The sequence below is a fragment of the Mucilaginibacter humi genome (genome assembly GCF_013087555.1).
Map to the genome: position 1 here is coordinate 19,254 of NZ_JABFCR010000025.1, position 13,731 is coordinate 32,984.

General features: G+C 41.4%; 19 protein-coding genes and 2 pseudogenes. 3 read left to right on the plus strand and 18 right to left on the minus strand.

The window, feature by feature from the left end:
• Entirely contained in the window at positions 1-456 is a 456-nt protein-coding gene (locus tag HK413_RS20900; protein WP_317169356.1) for a site-2 protease family protein, read from the plus strand.
• Positions 413-538: a site-2 protease family protein gene (locus HK413_RS20905; protein ID WP_317169357.1), complete on the plus strand. Its 126-nt coding sequence runs from the start codon at positions 413-415 to the stop codon at positions 536-538. Before HK413_RS20900 ends, HK413_RS20905 begins: the two co-directional genes overlap by 44 nt.
• A gap of 163 nt (positions 539-701) precedes the next feature.
• Here HK413_RS20905 and HK413_RS06850 read toward each other — a convergent pair whose 3' ends face one another.
• From HK413_RS06850 to HK413_RS22060, 6 genes are read right to left on the minus strand one after another with little or no spacing between them, the layout of a single operon-like run.
• Entirely contained in the window at positions 702-1,292 is a 591-nt protein-coding gene (locus tag HK413_RS06850) for a DUF4199 domain-containing protein (RefSeq protein WP_175269636.1), read from the minus strand.
• Between the two features lie 17 nt (positions 1,293-1,309).
• On the minus strand, positions 1,310-1,978 hold the full coding sequence (locus HK413_RS06855) for a hypothetical protein (RefSeq protein ID WP_175269637.1): 669 nt from the start codon (positions 1,976-1,978) through the stop codon (positions 1,310-1,312).
• Complete coding sequence (locus HK413_RS06860; RefSeq protein ID WP_175269638.1) at positions 1,975-3,237, minus strand: dihydroorotase; 1,263 nt, start codon at positions 3,235-3,237, stop codon at positions 1,975-1,977. Before HK413_RS06860 ends, HK413_RS06855 begins: the two co-directional genes overlap by 4 nt.
• Positions 3,203-3,898, minus strand: a complete 696-nt coding sequence (locus HK413_RS06865; protein ID WP_175269639.1) for a hypothetical protein — start codon at positions 3,896-3,898, stop codon at positions 3,203-3,205. Before HK413_RS06865 ends, HK413_RS06860 begins: the two co-directional genes overlap by 35 nt.
• A 50-nt stretch (positions 3,899-3,948) precedes the next feature.
• Positions 3,949-5,142 carry a type 1 glutamine amidotransferase family protein gene (locus tag HK413_RS06870; RefSeq protein ID WP_175269640.1) on the minus strand — a complete coding sequence of 398 codons (1,194 nt, stop codon included), beginning with the start codon at positions 5,140-5,142 and terminating at the stop codon, positions 3,949-3,951.
• A gap of 17 nt (positions 5,143-5,159) precedes the next feature.
• The gene (locus HK413_RS22060; RefSeq protein WP_175269641.1) at positions 5,160-5,318 is read right to left on the minus strand and encodes a BatA domain-containing protein; all 159 of its coding nucleotides are present in this window, start codon (positions 5,316-5,318) and stop codon (positions 5,160-5,162) included.
• A 78-nt stretch (positions 5,319-5,396) separates the two neighbouring features.
• On the opposite strand from HK413_RS22060, the pseudogene HK413_RS06880 reads away from it, so the two are divergent.
• Positions 5,397-6,118 (plus strand): annotated as a pseudogene (locus tag HK413_RS06880) (DUF72 domain-containing protein).
• Here HK413_RS06880 and HK413_RS06885 read toward each other — a convergent pair.
• From HK413_RS06885 to HK413_RS06930, 12 genes and pseudogenes are all read right to left on the minus strand, one after another.
• Positions 6,104-6,610, minus strand: a complete 507-nt coding sequence (locus tag HK413_RS06885) for a hypothetical protein (protein ID WP_175269642.1) — start codon at positions 6,608-6,610, stop codon at positions 6,104-6,106. The pseudogene HK413_RS06880 and the gene HK413_RS06885 sit on opposite strands and share 15 nt — an antisense overlap.
• 67 nt (positions 6,611-6,677) lie before the next feature.
• Positions 6,678-6,875, minus strand: a complete 198-nt coding sequence (locus tag HK413_RS06890; RefSeq protein WP_175269643.1) for a hypothetical protein — start codon at positions 6,873-6,875, stop codon at positions 6,678-6,680.
• Between the two features lie 8 nt (positions 6,876-6,883).
• Positions 6,884-7,441 carry a PA14 domain-containing protein gene (locus HK413_RS20910; RefSeq protein ID WP_175269644.1) on the minus strand — a complete coding sequence of 186 codons (558 nt, stop codon included), beginning with the start codon at positions 7,439-7,441 and terminating at the stop codon, positions 6,884-6,886.
• A 273-nt stretch (positions 7,442-7,714) separates the two neighbouring features.
• On the minus strand, positions 7,715-7,870 hold the full coding sequence (locus HK413_RS20915; RefSeq protein ID WP_317169358.1) for a family 20 glycosylhydrolase: 156 nt from the start codon (positions 7,868-7,870) through the stop codon (positions 7,715-7,717).
• Positions 7,871-7,902: 32 nt separating this feature from the next.
• A complete protein-coding gene (locus tag HK413_RS20920) occupies positions 7,903-8,598 on the minus strand; it encodes a beta-N-acetylhexosaminidase (protein ID WP_317169359.1) in 696 nt (231 codons plus the stop codon).
• The gene (locus tag HK413_RS20925) at positions 8,558-9,031 is read right to left on the minus strand and encodes a family 20 glycosylhydrolase (protein WP_317169360.1); all 474 of its coding nucleotides are present in this window, start codon (positions 9,029-9,031) and stop codon (positions 8,558-8,560) included. The genes HK413_RS20920 and HK413_RS20925 overlap by 41 nt, the downstream gene beginning before the upstream one ends.
• Before the next feature lie 285 nt (positions 9,032-9,316).
• Positions 9,317-10,272: pseudogene (gene trxB, locus HK413_RS06905) on the minus strand (thioredoxin-disulfide reductase).
• A 317-nt stretch (positions 10,273-10,589) separates the two neighbouring features.
• Positions 10,590-11,276 (minus strand): SIR2 family NAD-dependent protein deacylase, encoded by a 687-nt coding sequence (locus HK413_RS06910; protein ID WP_175269645.1) that lies wholly within the window; start codon positions 11,274-11,276, stop codon positions 10,590-10,592.
• A gap of 64 nt (positions 11,277-11,340) precedes the next feature.
• Positions 11,341-11,910, minus strand: coding sequence for a DUF6580 family putative transport protein (locus HK413_RS06915; RefSeq protein WP_175269646.1), 570 nt, complete (start codon positions 11,908-11,910; stop codon positions 11,341-11,343).
• 51 nt (positions 11,911-11,961) lie between these two features.
• Positions 11,962-12,765 (minus strand): YncE family protein, encoded by an 804-nt coding sequence (locus tag HK413_RS06920; RefSeq protein ID WP_175269647.1) that lies wholly within the window; start codon positions 12,763-12,765, stop codon positions 11,962-11,964.
• A gap of 38 nt (positions 12,766-12,803) precedes the next feature.
• Positions 12,804-13,019 carry a hypothetical protein gene (locus HK413_RS06925; protein ID WP_175269648.1) on the minus strand — a complete coding sequence of 72 codons (216 nt, stop codon included), beginning with the start codon at positions 13,017-13,019 and terminating at the stop codon, positions 12,804-12,806.
• Between the two features lie 11 nt (positions 13,020-13,030).
• A partial coding sequence (locus tag HK413_RS06930) for a TonB-dependent receptor (RefSeq protein ID WP_175269649.1) occupies positions 13,031-13,731 on the minus strand: 701 nt, incomplete at its 5' end.

Consider the following 13,731-nt stretch of genomic DNA (forward strand, 5'->3'; position numbering starts at 1 on the left):
TTGACTAAAGGCGATAGTGTAATCGCGGTTAACGGAACTAAAATTGCGTTTTATGACGAGTTACAAACTGAGTTAAAGAAATACACCAATAAATCTGCAGTACTTGACGTTAAGCGCAAAGATGAGGTTAAGCAGCTAACCGTATCCATTAATAAAGACAGTAAGCTGGGCATTGCGGCCAAATTTGATCTGCCTAAAGAAAAGACCATTAAATATGGCTTTTTTGGTTCCTTACCTGTAGGGGCAAGTAAGGCCTGGGGTACATTCTCAAACAATGCCAAAGCTATTGGCAAAGTGTTTAAAGGCGAAGCTAAATTTAACAAAGTAATTGGCGGACCGGTTGCCATTGCAACCATGTTTGGTTCGGAGGTTGATTGGGTGCATTTCTGGACCCCTGGTTGGTTTCTTATCAATGGTACTTGCATTTACCAACCTGTTGCCTATCCCTGCCCTTGATGGGGGCCACGCGGTGTTTTTAATTGTCGAAATGATAAAAGGGAAGCCGCTTAGCGATAAGTTCTGGAACGCGCCCAGATAGTTGGTTTTGTATTGCTTATATCATTGATGGTATTTGTGTTTGGTAATGATATTGTTAAACAGGTTATGAAAAGTAAACCGTAACAATTGCTTTAAACGTTATAAATAAAAGCGGCCGTTTCATGATAGAAACGGCCGCTTTTATTTTATTATAATTTTATTAATTAAACTGCAGGATCAATAGCATCATCAAGCGTATTAAGGGGCTTATTTTTCTTAATACAAGCAGCAACAATCAGGTTAACAACTACATAAAAAAGTAAGCTAAAACAAATAGTAACAGCTTCATTTTTTAGCGTCGGCTCCAGTTTTGCCTTGAACTCGCCATTGTGGAACATTTTTGAAGTCTCATCAATTTTATCCTGATCCATTCCCATTTTGGCTAAACGTTCGGTCATTACTGCTTCAGTTGCATCGTTGATCTTGGTTGGCATATCCGGGTCAATAAATTTAAAAAGGATAAAGCTATATAACACGGTAATCAATATTACAAAAACAGACATCGTCATAAGGGCTTTAAATGCCGTGCCGAAACTCCAGTAACCACCAATGCTTTTCCTTATCTCCATACCAAAAATTACAATAAGGGCAATACCCACCACTGCACTAAACAGCTGTACCCAAATATTTGTGAATTGCATCAACGGATTAACTATCCTAAATACAATTGATAAAACAACAGAAATACCGGCAATTAATAATCCATACCGCATACCAAGTTTACCTATGGTTGCTTTTTGTGTGTGATCTTCCATTTCTTTTAGTTTAAGGTTTAATTAAATGATTCCAATATGCTTAATACGGGCATATCAAACTCTTTGTTCACTGCCTTTGCAGCAATAGTAGTTTTATCGTCCGTAGTTGGGTTTGTGTTTTGAAAAAAGCACATCATTGGGTAAAACAGCTCTTTCAACTCTGAATCTTCAGGTAGTTTAGCCGCTACTTTAGCTATTTCATCCACCGGGCTTTCCATTAATATCTGGTTAGCTATCACGGGTTCATAAATGCGGTATTCGTCCCGGAACTCATCTTCATCAACCAATAAAAACTCTTTTAGGTAATCATCCAGTTCAGGTTCAATATCTTCGTCTTCGCACTCGTTTAAATATAGCAGCAGGTTCAACAGTTCTGTACCCCTATCCAAAGTTTGTTCTTCTATGCTTTCCCATTCGGGCGTATCCGGGTAATCCTCTTCCAGCTTTTTAACATCGGCACTAAAAAAGTTGATCATCAGCATATCAAAAAACACTTCGCGCAGGCCCTCTAACTGCGGGTGATTATCAAAAACTGCATCCAGCGCGTCAACCTTAGCTAAAAAGTCATCTTCCAATTCAAAAACTGATTGGAACTCGCCATGTATCCCGGCAACATCTATTCCGCTATATTTTGAGAAGGCCTGCAATGCGGCACCAAGTGCAATTTCTATTTTTGGATCAATCATGATAAATTGGATTTAAATAAATGATTATTGTTACAGCTTAAAAGCACTTGTCCCTTTAATGTCTCCCCGATATAAGGAGAGTTATATGATTTTGATTTGTTATTTTCTTTTGTGTATTTCCACGCTGTAGTTGTGTCAAAAACAACCAGGTTAGCTTTTTGATCAGCCTTGATAGTTGCTTGTTCCAAATCCAATATAGCACGTGGATTAACAGCTAATTTTTGTACGATCAGGTCGACGCTTAACCCTGCTTTTAAAGCCAGCGCAAAGGTGGTTTGAAAACTAATGATCCCAAACTCTGCAACCTCAAACTCCACATCTTTAAATTCGATCTCATGCGGTGTATGTTGCGATACTATGGCATCTATCGTTCCGTCTTTTAAACCCGTTATAAGCGCTTTAACATCTTTATGGGTACGAAGGGGTGGTTTTACTTTGTAAAGGCTGTCAAAGCCCGCTAACACATCGTCAGTAAGCACCAGGTGATGGGCAGCCACATCGCAAGTTACTTTCAACCCTTTCTTCTTCGCCTCTTTTATCAGTTCGACAGAACGGGCGGTAGATATCGTACTGAAGTGGATTTTTGAATTGGTGTATTCTGCCGGGTAAAGATCACGCGCTATCATGAGTTCTTCTGCCAGCGATGGGATACCTTTCATACCCAACAGCGTACTCATTTCGCCTTCGTTCACCTTAGCTTTGCCCGCGATGGCCGTATCTTCAGGATAAGAAAAAACAGTTGCTTCAAAGCCCTTGGTATAAAGCAGGGCGCGTTCCATTAAACCTGCATCCTGCACAGGGCGGTTACCATCGGTAAAGGCTTTAGCCCCACTCAGGTACATATCATACATTTCGGCCAGGTCCTTACCCTCGCGTTTATGCGACAGCGTTCCTAATGGATACACGTCTACCAGATTACCTTTTGCGCGGTTAAGCAGATATTCAACTTCGGCCTTTGAATGTACAGGCGGTTGGGTGTTGGGCATTAATGCTATCCCGGTAAACCCTCCAGCTGCTGCGGCAGCAGTTCCTGTCTGTAAATTTTCTTTACTTTCCAGGCCCAGTTCGCCTATGTTACAGTTTAGATCTAAGAAGCCGGGAGATACATATTTACCTGTAGCATCAAACACCGTAACGTCGGCTTTAATGTCTTTGGCGATTTCAGTAATAGTTCCGTTTTTTATTAAAATATCAGCAACTTGTTGATTAAAGGATGAGTTGGGATCAACAATTGTAGCGGACTTGATAAGCAAATTCATTTAACGCTGCTTTATGTGTGGATTGAGGTTGATGTTTCCGGCTGCGAAAGCGCTGGTTTAACAGGATTATAGTACCGGTAAGCAGTATTTCGGCTGCCAGAAATATCAATGCCAAAATTATACAAAGTTTCCATAATTGCACACCAAAATCTGCACGGCCCACAATATCTTTTACCGACCCTTTAGTGGCCTCTATAACATTGCCCTTGTTGGGAATAATTTTATTCAGTTCGGCAGCCGAATAATAGCTTAGATCCGACTCGCTCCGGTTATCATTAAATGCCATTACAGAAACTATACTATCCTGTTTTTTAAGCTCATACAGGCCAGTTTCCTGTAATTGATCAGACACATATAACAGTGTGACTCCCTCCTGCTGTTTAACATCAGGGATAATACTTTGTTTGCCTTTAACTAATTTCAATAATTGCTTTTCTGACGATTGGACAGGTGTGGTTTCTACGGTCTCATCATGACCTAACGAATAAAACAAAGGCTGATCGCGTCCGTTTAGCAATGCTATCCTAAACATTACCGGCACAAAAAGCGCATGGCGCGGCAGGTTACTAAAATCTTCATTTAACGGTACCGCGGCAACATATACTTTGCCTTTACCGCTGTTATAGCCTGCCCAGAAAGCCTGCCCACCGGGTAGCTGCATCAGGTTTTCATTACGACCTGATGATAAGCTTAGCTGAAAATATTTTTTAATTACCGGCAGGTCCGGGTTTGAGGAAAATCTTCGAATATGTTTTTAAATACCGGGTTCTGTAAGTTTAATGATTGTACTTTAATGTTTTCGGCAACCAGCTTTTCGGGATAAGCCGCACCCATCTGCTGCAGTAACGATTTATAACTTGCCAGATCGGCATCAATAGCCGGGAATACTACCAGTGTGCCACCTTTACTTACATAAGTTTTTAGCTGTTGCGATAAACCGGCTGAGACAGTTTTAACATCACTTATAACAATTAATGGGTATGTGCTTAACCCTGCATAATCTACATTACCATCGGGCACACGCCGGGCATTAAAAAACTGGTCGGTACCAAATACAGCTTTCAGATATGGGTTAAATGTGCCCCCGTCTATCAGCAATACCTGCATTTGCTGCTTTACATTAAAGCTGAAATAAAACTGGTTATCAAACGTAACCGGGTTATCCTGCAAGATGATCTCGGCGCGCTGCCAGCCGGGTTTAAGGCCAGAGAAGGTAAGTGTGTCATTTTGAACAGACCGCGCCTTTAAGGTAAAGCCGCCCAAAGCTTTCCGGTCGCCGTTGATAGATAGCTTTAAAGGTATTTTAACAGCATCTTCGCCGGCATAGTTATGCAGTTTAACAACCAGCTTTTCGGTTTCGTCCGGGCGGTGGATAGCACTTAACAACCATACAGAATCTACCGCCACATTTGCCGGTGTACTGGCACTTAATTGTATCAGGCTTAGGTGTACACCTGTGTCAACTTTTAAAGGTTTGCCATTGGCTATATTTGTTTGAAAATCTGATATAATATCTATCGAGTGGCCTGCACCCGGCTGTAAGGCCAATAAGTTTTGCTGCCTGTCAATGATTTGCTGCAAACTACGGCTGCGGGGACTGATCTTAACCGCATCCACAGCGTCGTTAAACTCTTCACGACTTAACAGCCTTTGATGTTTACCTTCAAAATCTTGCGTAAGCAGCTGAAATCTGTCATTCATAGAATAAGCAGATACAATTTCTTTTGCCCGTCGTTTAGCTTCATCTAATAATGAGCCTTCCCTGTTCAGAGTTTGCATGGAATACGAATTATCCAGAAAAACGCTTATAGTGCGCTGTGCGCCTGCATTTGTATTATTATGATTGGATAGATATGGCACGGCAAATGCCAACACCAGAAATAACAGCGCCAGTAAACGTACCAACAGTATTAAGCGTTCTTTTAAATTCCTGCGTGATGATTGTTGTTCCGGATCTCTTTAAGGAACTGTACGTTACTGAAATAAACCTTTTGATACCGCCTGAAATTGAACAGGTGAACCAATATGGGGATGGCCAGAGATAGCAATGCAAATAAAAAGGCAGGATATAAAAAATGCATTTTTTGTTAGCTATAGGACGATACCCAAATGTATAAAATTTAATGGAAACAAAACTTTAACAGCACAGTTATTTAAACATGCGGTGGTACATTGGATGTTCGGGGTTTCATTATAAACATTGGAAAGGCACATTTTATCCCGAAGGTTTGGCACAAACTAAATGGTTTGATTATTACTGCAAGCATTTCAGCACCTTAGAGTTAAATGTTACTTTTTACCGGTTTCCGCAATTATCTTTTCTGCAAACCTGGTACAACAAAAGCCCTGTTGATTTTCGCTTTGCTGTTAAAGCACCAAGAGCCATTACACACTATAAAAAGTTTAAAGACTGCACTGATCTCATCAACAGCTTTTATGATACAATTAGTAATGGGTTACAAGAAAAATTAGGGCCGGTACTTTTCAATTACCACCTAACTTTCATTATGATGATGATAAACTGGAAAGGATTATTAATCAACTTAATCCTACTTTTAATAATGTAGTGGAACTGCGACACGAAAGCTGGTGGAATGAAGATGTTTACAACAAGTTAGGCGAACACAAGATAACTTTTTGCGGTATGAGTCATCCTACATTGCCTGATGAGGTTGTTCAGAACACCCCGCTAATATATTACCGTTTTCATGGTGTGCCTGAGCTTTATCGCTCGCCCTACTCAAGTGAGTTTCTGGAAAGTGTGGTGACGGCCGTAGAAAACAATGAAATTGGCGAAGAATGCTGGTGTTATTTCAATAACGATATTGAAACTTCGGCAATAAGTAATGCTAAAGAAATGATTGCCTTAACTAGATCTTAATCTACCTGTGGTGCCTTTTTTCTTCTTTTTATGTACCTCGGCTTTATGGCTTTTCTTCTTCTCTGTCTTTTTAACCGTGGTATGCTTTTCTTCTACCGGCTTTTTAACAGGTTCGACAACTTTGGGTTTATCCTTAACCGAAGTAGAATCTTTACTTAGTTGTTTTACATTAAAGCTATTGCCACTTAAGCTATATTCAAGCTTACGTTTTGCGCCGGTTGGTTTGGCCGATGGCCCGCTCCCTTCATAAATTGGGAACTCTCTTATAAACTTACCTTCAGATATATAAAAATTATCATTACCACGATAACCCTTTCTTTGGGAACTGGTGAGTTTAGGGAAATCAAGTTTTTGCACTTTGGTTTCATAAAACTCGAAAGCATAAACAGTAGTATAATTTATGGTGTCTTTGCGTTTGGCTTGTAGTAATATTTCAGGGTGACCATCTATATCCATGTCCGAGTTATAGACGTCGACAATTGTACCATTCACATCGCCGGTAGTGGTGGTGAATTTTCTTCCTGATGAGTCTGAATGTAATATTAATAGCGAACCGGTATCAATCGCGCCCCTGCCCCCGGGTTAAAATATCATAGTATTGCCCGGGAGCAACCTCGATCATTTTATGAAACTTAAACGGATCGATCAACACCGGTGCTTTAGGTGCAACAGTTGCTACCACCTTCTTTTGCTCCTGCGTACAACCTGCTAGGGTTACACATCCCATCCATATAAAAAACCAAGACCTTACGCTCATATTATTAGTTAGTTAAACAATAAATCCGATCCCAGTTCGCCGGTTGGTTTGCCTGGTATAGTAATATAAACCCGCAGGCTTCCGGTTGAACCAACATTGAAATATTTAAGTGTAAATTTATGATATCCTTTTTGCAAAGCGATAGCGCCGTTTTTAGCACCGATAGGATGCTTACCATCGTTATCAACTACCAACTGATCATCGACAAATAATGTAGAACCATCATCAGATGCGGTACCAAAACCATAAACCCCGTCATTATCAATACGAATATAGCCGTTATATATTATAGCAAACCCGTTTGTTTTTCTAAACTGGTTAATATTAAAACTTTTGGCTATTAATGAATCTGCGCCATCAGCAGCCAGTTTAAAATCATTGGTGCTATTATATTCTCCCGGGAACAATTGATAGCGTAAGCCTGCACTGTTACCTTTGTACTCCACAGGAGCTATAGGTGCTTTGTTGTATACAACTGTTCTGGTTACCACACTGCGTTTGCCCGTTGGTGTTATCACTATAGTTTGCAATTCGCGATAGTTATCTATCGGCACATTATAGGTCATAGGAATAGTAAACTCGTTATCCGTTTCGCGGGGGTATAGCCATCTATCGTATAATAAACCTTAGCGCCTGTTACCGACGGCTTTAAATCAACCGTTAATTTAGTCCCGAAGTAAACCGTATCCTTAGCACCAATAGCGGTTGGCACACGGTATAGAAAACCATTTTTATCTACCCGGGCGGGTGCGATGGTAAACGTGCTTCAGAAAAATCTTTAAAGTTTTTATTGGCCAACGGTGTCCATGCAACCTCTGACAGGGCCATTAAGCGTGGCATCAGCATATATTCCACCTTTTTTCAGTAGCTATATATTCTGTCCACATGTTGGCCTGCACACCAAGGATATGCTTTTTCTGATCATCATTCAATACCTCGGGCGTTGGGTCGTACCGGTAAATTTTTGAAAGAGGTTCATTGCCACCAATACTCAAAGGTTCGGTGCTTAAAGAACCTTGTCCATGATCTATGTATAAACCATTGCTGCTGGCGTCATGATAACATCATGGTTTTGTTGAGCCGCGGCAATACCGCCCTGCTCCCCTCTCCAGCTCATTACCGTAGCGTTTGGCGCAAGGCCACCTTCTAATATCTCATCCCAACCTATAATGCTTCTGCCCTTCGAGTTTACAAACTTCTCAATCCTCTGTATAAAATAGCTTTGCAAGCCATGTTCATCTTTAAGCTTTAATTTCTTTATGAGTTGCTGGCAAAACTTAGATTGCTTCCAAACATCCTTAGGGGCTTCATCACCCCCGATGTGGATGTATTTGCTGGGGAAAAGCCCCATCACCTCGGTCAACACATCCTCAAGGAAATTAAAGGTGGTTTCAGACGGACAATAAACGTTCCTGAATACACCCCGGGTACCTTGCACGGTGTAGCCTAAAGCAGGCTCGCAACCTAACTCCGGGTACGAAGCTAAAGCAGCCATGGCATGACCGGGCATTTCAATTTCGGGCACTACGGTGATATATCGGTCAGCTGCATACTTAACTACCTCGCGGATCTCGTCCTGAGTATAATAACCACCATACGGCGTATTATCATATTGCTGCGGCGTGCGGTCGTGGTAGTTACCTATTACGGTTTCGGCACGGCGGCTGCCAATTTCTGTTAGTTTAGGATACTTTTTTATCTCTATGCGCCAGCCCCTGGTCATCTGTTAAATGCCAGTGGAAGGTATTTAGCTTGTACGCAGCTATCAGGTCGATATACTTTTTAACAAACTGTACCGAGAAGAAGTGACGACAAACGTCCAGCATTAAACCACGGTAGCCAAAACGCGGATAATCTTCAATTTGTACGCATGGCAGTTTAGCTACGGCGCCTTTATCAGCAGGGATCAATTGTATCAGCGTCTGGATGCCATAGAATAGGCCCGCACCTTTACCGGCTATGGTGATATTAGTTGGGGTAATAGTTAAGCGGTAACCTTCGGCCGGCAAACCTTCTGTACCTGTACTGGTAAGCACTATACTATTGTTTACGCCGTTACCGCTGTTTTGTCTTAGCGTTACATGCAGCATAGCGCTGTTTCTTATATAATCTGCTAAAAAAACAACTGCTTTGTTGGTGATCGTATCGGCAAGCAAGGTGGTCTCGGCTTAGTACGAATGTACCGGCGGCTTTTTCACCGATACCGGTGCAGGTATAATTCTGGGTTCGGATCAGTATCTTGCGCTTGCACCATCACACCTAAACCCAAACAAGCAACAAGCAACAGAAAGATTTTTTTATACATAGTAACAGATCAATCAATAATTTAAGGTGGTGAAGTTAAAAGATTTTAAAAACATAACGCAACCCGTCATGTAAAAAGATGCCACAAAAAAAGGCTGCCTGTATAGACAACCTTTATATTTTGTACTAAAGTCCGTTTAAGCAGTTACTACGTGCTCTTTAGCAGCAAGATAACGCTCGGCATCAATAGCGGCCATACAGCCTGTGCCGGCAGCCGTTACGGCCTGGCGGTAAATATGATCCTGTGCATCGCCGCAGCAAAATACACCTTCTATATTGGTTTGGGTTGAGCCGGGTTTAGTTTTGATGTAACCTGTTTCATCCATATCTATCCAACCTTTGAAGATTTCTGTATTTGGCGAGTGACCGATAGCCACAAAGAAGCCGGTAACATCCAACGTACGCTCTTCGCCGGTTTTATTGTTGATCACCTGTACGGCATTAACACTTTGACCATCGCCTAAGATCTCTTTGGTTTCGGTATTGTATAATACTTCAATATTCGGGGTGTTCAGCACCCGGTGCATCATCGCTTTTGATGCCCGGAACTCTTCGCGCCTAACGATCATATAAACCTTATTGGTTAGCTTGGCAAGGTAGGTCGCTTCTTCGGCAGCGGTATCTCCGGCACCTACTATGGCAACGTCCGGCCTTTAAAGAAGAAACCATCGCAAACCGCGCAGGCAGATACGCCAAAGCCGCTGTACTTTTGCTCAGACTCCAGCCCTAACCATTTTGCCGACGCACCGGTTGATATGATAACCGTATCAGCTAATATAGTTTTACTTTCATCAACCGTGACCTTATGCGGCAGGCTCGAAAAATCAACCGAACTTACATAACCGAAACGGATATCAGTGCCTAAACGCTCTGCTTGCTGACGGAAATCCTCCATCATTTCAGGACCCATTATTCCCCGGGGATAACCCGGGAAGTTCTCTACATCAGTAGTTTGGGTAAGCTGGCCGCCTGCTAACATACCGGTATACATTACAGGTTTCAGGTCGGCGCGCGAAGCGTATATAGCAGCAGTATATCCTGCAGGACCTGACCCTATGATCAGGCATTTTACATGTTCAATAATTTCAGACATCTATTTAAAATGAAGCACAAAAATAGCATTAAAAGCGATGGTTGGCAATAGGCATTAGTCAGTATATTGCCATTAGATTTTAGTGTGTTTAGTGTTGCATAAAAAGTGCAACACTTTGCAACACTTTGCAACACTGTTTCAGGTTAAATATCTGTAATTAAGTACTTTAAAAAAGTGGAGTGCACCAGTTTCAACAGTACAAAAGCTTTAGTTAAATAAACTTAAGTTACTGTACATAAGTTATTTAAATAAAATATTAGCTTTTTGACTAAATACAGTGCAGCACTTAAAGTGCAACACTTTTTACTTCTTTTTTATCAGTTACCTGTTAGCTCCCTTACCAGTTTCGGTACGCCAACAGTTGCTGTTTCTTCTATTTTTATTAAGTTTTTTACCCGGTTAACATCCGGTATTTTGGGGTCGATAATATACTTAGGCACATCATAATGCACATAGTTGATCAACCCCGCTGCAGGGTACACGGCCATGGACGAACCTATCAAAATAAAAAGCTCAGCCTGCTGGCAGATCTGCGCCGCGGGGATGATCATCGGCACATCCTCGCCAAACCAAACTACATGTGCCCGCAGCTGCGAACCCAATTCGCACACCTCGCCCATTCTTAACTCCCAGCCATCAATAGGGTAAGTAAGCTTTGGATCGATGCTTGATTGCGAACGTGTAATAACCCCATGCAAATGCATCACTTTTGTTGATCCGGCACGCTCATGCAGGTCGTCAATGTTTTGGGTGATGATGGTTACGTCGTATTGCTTTTCCAACTCGGCCGGGGCATAATGCGCGGCATTAGGTTTGGCTGCCAATACATCCCTCCTGCGCATATTGTAAAAATCCTGCACCAGTTGGGGGTTTTGCTGCCATGCCTCGGGTGTTGCCACCTTTTGTATGTCGTAACCTTCCCACAGGCCGTCGCTGTCCCTGAAGGTCTTTAAACCGCTCTCGGCGCTTATACCCGCGCCTGTTAGTACCACTATCTTTTTCATAAATAAAGCTCATAAAAAAGCGTCCCGATATACCGGGACGCTTTCACCTATATCGTTTTAATAATTAAAGTGCTAATTCGCGGTTTGTGCGCAATACGGTGTACTTGCTCTTAGCCAGTTCAAAACCGCCGAACAGGATGGCGCAATATAAGATGTCGCCATACACCATCTTCAACTCGAACGGTATAGCTTTAGATAATGACAATCCATAACCAGCCAGATCATGTGTATACTGCGTTCCGTAAAACCAAGGCAAGTCGGTTATCAGCCAATGTATTACCACTCCTGCAAATGAAGCAACAAACACATTTAATACATTTACCTTCTTAAGCAAACCACCTATAAATACCATTATAGCAAAGCATAAATAAATAATTAATGAACTGCTATACCGGGCCAATTTGCCGAGGTACATATAGTTAACAGCCAAATCACTTAAAAATAAAGTGATCAACACCACAGCGTAAGCTTTCCATTTATCAACAAAGTACGCGCCGCCAAATAAAGCTATTGCACCTACCGGTGTAAAGTTGCTTAACGCACGGTATTTAACATTAACTAAACGCATTGCCGCTGCTGCAACTATTAACAGGATAAGCACTATGGTGCGGGTATCTATCTTTTTTAATGACATGCCGTAAAATTACATATTAATCCTAAATTACTAAACAATAATTTATAACGATTATTTATTGATCAATGCTATTTTACCCGGGCTTATACCGGCGGTTATAACATATTCTTTTTTACCGTTCTTGTCAAAGGCGGTTACCGTTCCGGCTGATGAATAATCTTTGGCATCAGCAACAAATATCTCGCCAGTTAATACATCGCCTGATATAGCATACGGAGTTGTAATAACCGTACCATCAGTAATAAAATTAGCCGATGCTGAGGTTTGTGTTTTGGAGTTATATACCGCTATTTTATTATCGGCAGTTGGATAATAAACAAAATCGCCTTGCGCGTAAATAGGCACGTTATAACCTAAACTAACTGTTGGTGCTGTTTTAACAACGTCTGTTTTGTCATCAATGATAGTCATCCCGGCTGATACCTTATCATAATCGCCTAATGATAAAACATATACATTATCATAAGAATCAGTAGTTACAGCTATCGGGTTGGCAATAACCGTTACTTTTTTAATTTCGGCCAGTGTGGTTAAATCAATAACAGATACAGTTTTGGCAAAGTTAGGGTAATCCAATCCGCCCGAATTAGCAACATATAATTTACCATTTGCAACAACCATTTGCTCAGGGCTGCTACCCACGGTTATAGTTTTGGTGATAGCCATAGTAGCTGTGTCAATTACAGATACAGTACCGTTATATGACGTTACAAAAGCATTGGTTTTATAAAAAACAACACTACGCGGCTGATTTAGCGTAATGGCTTTTAAAACTTTAGCAGTTTTAGCTGCAGTAACATAAACCAGGTTTGAGTTATTTACAACGATATACATTTTAGTACCATAGATCCCCAAGTCATTACCGGTATCGCCAAGCTTAGTGGTGTTTGCAGTTAAAAAAGGTCGCCTATTAAAGCCTTGGTAGTATAATCGTAATAAGTTAAGGCGCTATTATTTTTGCCGATACCACCCTGGTTCAATATATAAATACCGGCACGTTCTGCGGTTGGTTTATCAGGAGTTGGGTCTATTTTATCTTTATGGCATGATGCCAGTACCGTTGTAAATGCTAACGCGATAAAGAGGTTGTGAAGTTTAATTTGTTTCATGAGTTATTGTGTTATATAGTTATTTGAAATGAAATTATGAATGATCTTCCCGGCATGGGATAACTTTGCACCATCATATAGTTGGTGTTAAACAGGTTATTAAACCCGCCCGATAAGCTAACCGGAAAACGATTAACAGCACCTTTATAAACTATCGAGGCATCGCCGACACTATAAGCAGGCATATAATCGGCAGGCAGGTTATCGTTATCAAAATATCTTGATGATGATATTACCTGGTTATAATACAAACCAAATGCCCCCTTACTGATACCTGCATTTATAGCTACCGTATGTTTAGGGGTATAGGGCAGTTGGTTAAGGTATATAGCTGCTGCAGGGTCCGTTACATTTTGCGCCTGCTGGAAGGTGTAATTTGCTGCTAATGTTACCGTAAAGGGTTTAAGTTTTGCCTGCGTTTTTACCCCCACGTCAAGACCCAGCACTTCAACTTTACCTGTGTTGCGGGCATAGCCGTTATAAAGGCTGGGTATGTTTATAATTTTATCGGTTATGTTGTTGTAATAAGCATCGGCAGTGAAGCCCAGGTAATCAAACAAACCGGTAAGGCTTTTCAGGTAGCTAAGGCCCAGGTCATATTGCTTTGTAAGTTCGGGCCTTAGTTCGGGGTTTATACTGAAACCATAATATTGATCATTAAACGTAGGCGCCCTGAATATGTATTTATAAAAGCCGCGCAGCTGTAAGTTTT

Excerpts from the sequence above, each read along its gene's own strand:
- HK413_RS20905 (WP_317169357.1), top strand. The coding sequence starts at position 413 with ATGGTACTTGCATTTACCAACCTGTTGCCTATCCCTGCCCTTGATGGG.
- HK413_RS06850 (WP_175269636.1), bottom strand. The coding sequence starts at position 1,292 with ATGGAAGATCACACACAAAAAGCAACCATAGGTAAACTTGGTATGCGG.
- HK413_RS06855 (WP_175269637.1), bottom strand. The coding sequence starts at position 1,978 with ATGATTGATCCAAAAATAGAAATTGCACTTGGTGCCGCATTGCAGGCC.
- HK413_RS06860 (WP_175269638.1), bottom strand. The coding sequence starts at position 3,237 with ATGAATTTGCTTATCAAGTCCGCTACAATTGTTGATCCCAACTCATCC.
- HK413_RS06865 (WP_175269639.1), bottom strand. The coding sequence starts at position 3,898 with ATGCAGCTACCCGGTGGGCAGGCTTTCTGGGCAGGCTATAACAGCGGT.
- HK413_RS22060 (WP_175269641.1), bottom strand. The coding sequence starts at position 5,318 with ATGCATTTTTTATATCCTGCCTTTTTATTTGCATTGCTATCTCTGGCC.
- HK413_RS06890 (WP_175269643.1), bottom strand. The coding sequence starts at position 6,875 with ATGAGCGTAAGGTCTTGGTTTTTTATATGGATGGGATGTGTAACCCTA.
- HK413_RS20910 (WP_175269644.1), bottom strand. The coding sequence starts at position 7,441 with ATGACCTATAATGTGCCGATAGATAACTATCGCGAATTGCAAACTATA.
- HK413_RS20920 (WP_317169359.1), bottom strand. The coding sequence starts at position 8,598 with ATGACCAGGGGCTGGCGCATAGAGATAAAAAAGTATCCTAAACTAACA.
- HK413_RS06910 (WP_175269645.1), bottom strand. The coding sequence starts at position 11,276 with ATGAAAAAGATAGTGGTACTAACAGGCGCGGGTATAAGCGCCGAGAGC.
- HK413_RS06915 (WP_175269646.1), bottom strand. The coding sequence starts at position 11,910 with ATGTCATTAAAAAAGATAGATACCCGCACCATAGTGCTTATCCTGTTA.
- HK413_RS06925 (WP_175269648.1), bottom strand. The coding sequence starts at position 13,019 with ATGAAACAAATTAAACTTCACAACCTCTTTATCGCGTTAGCATTTACA.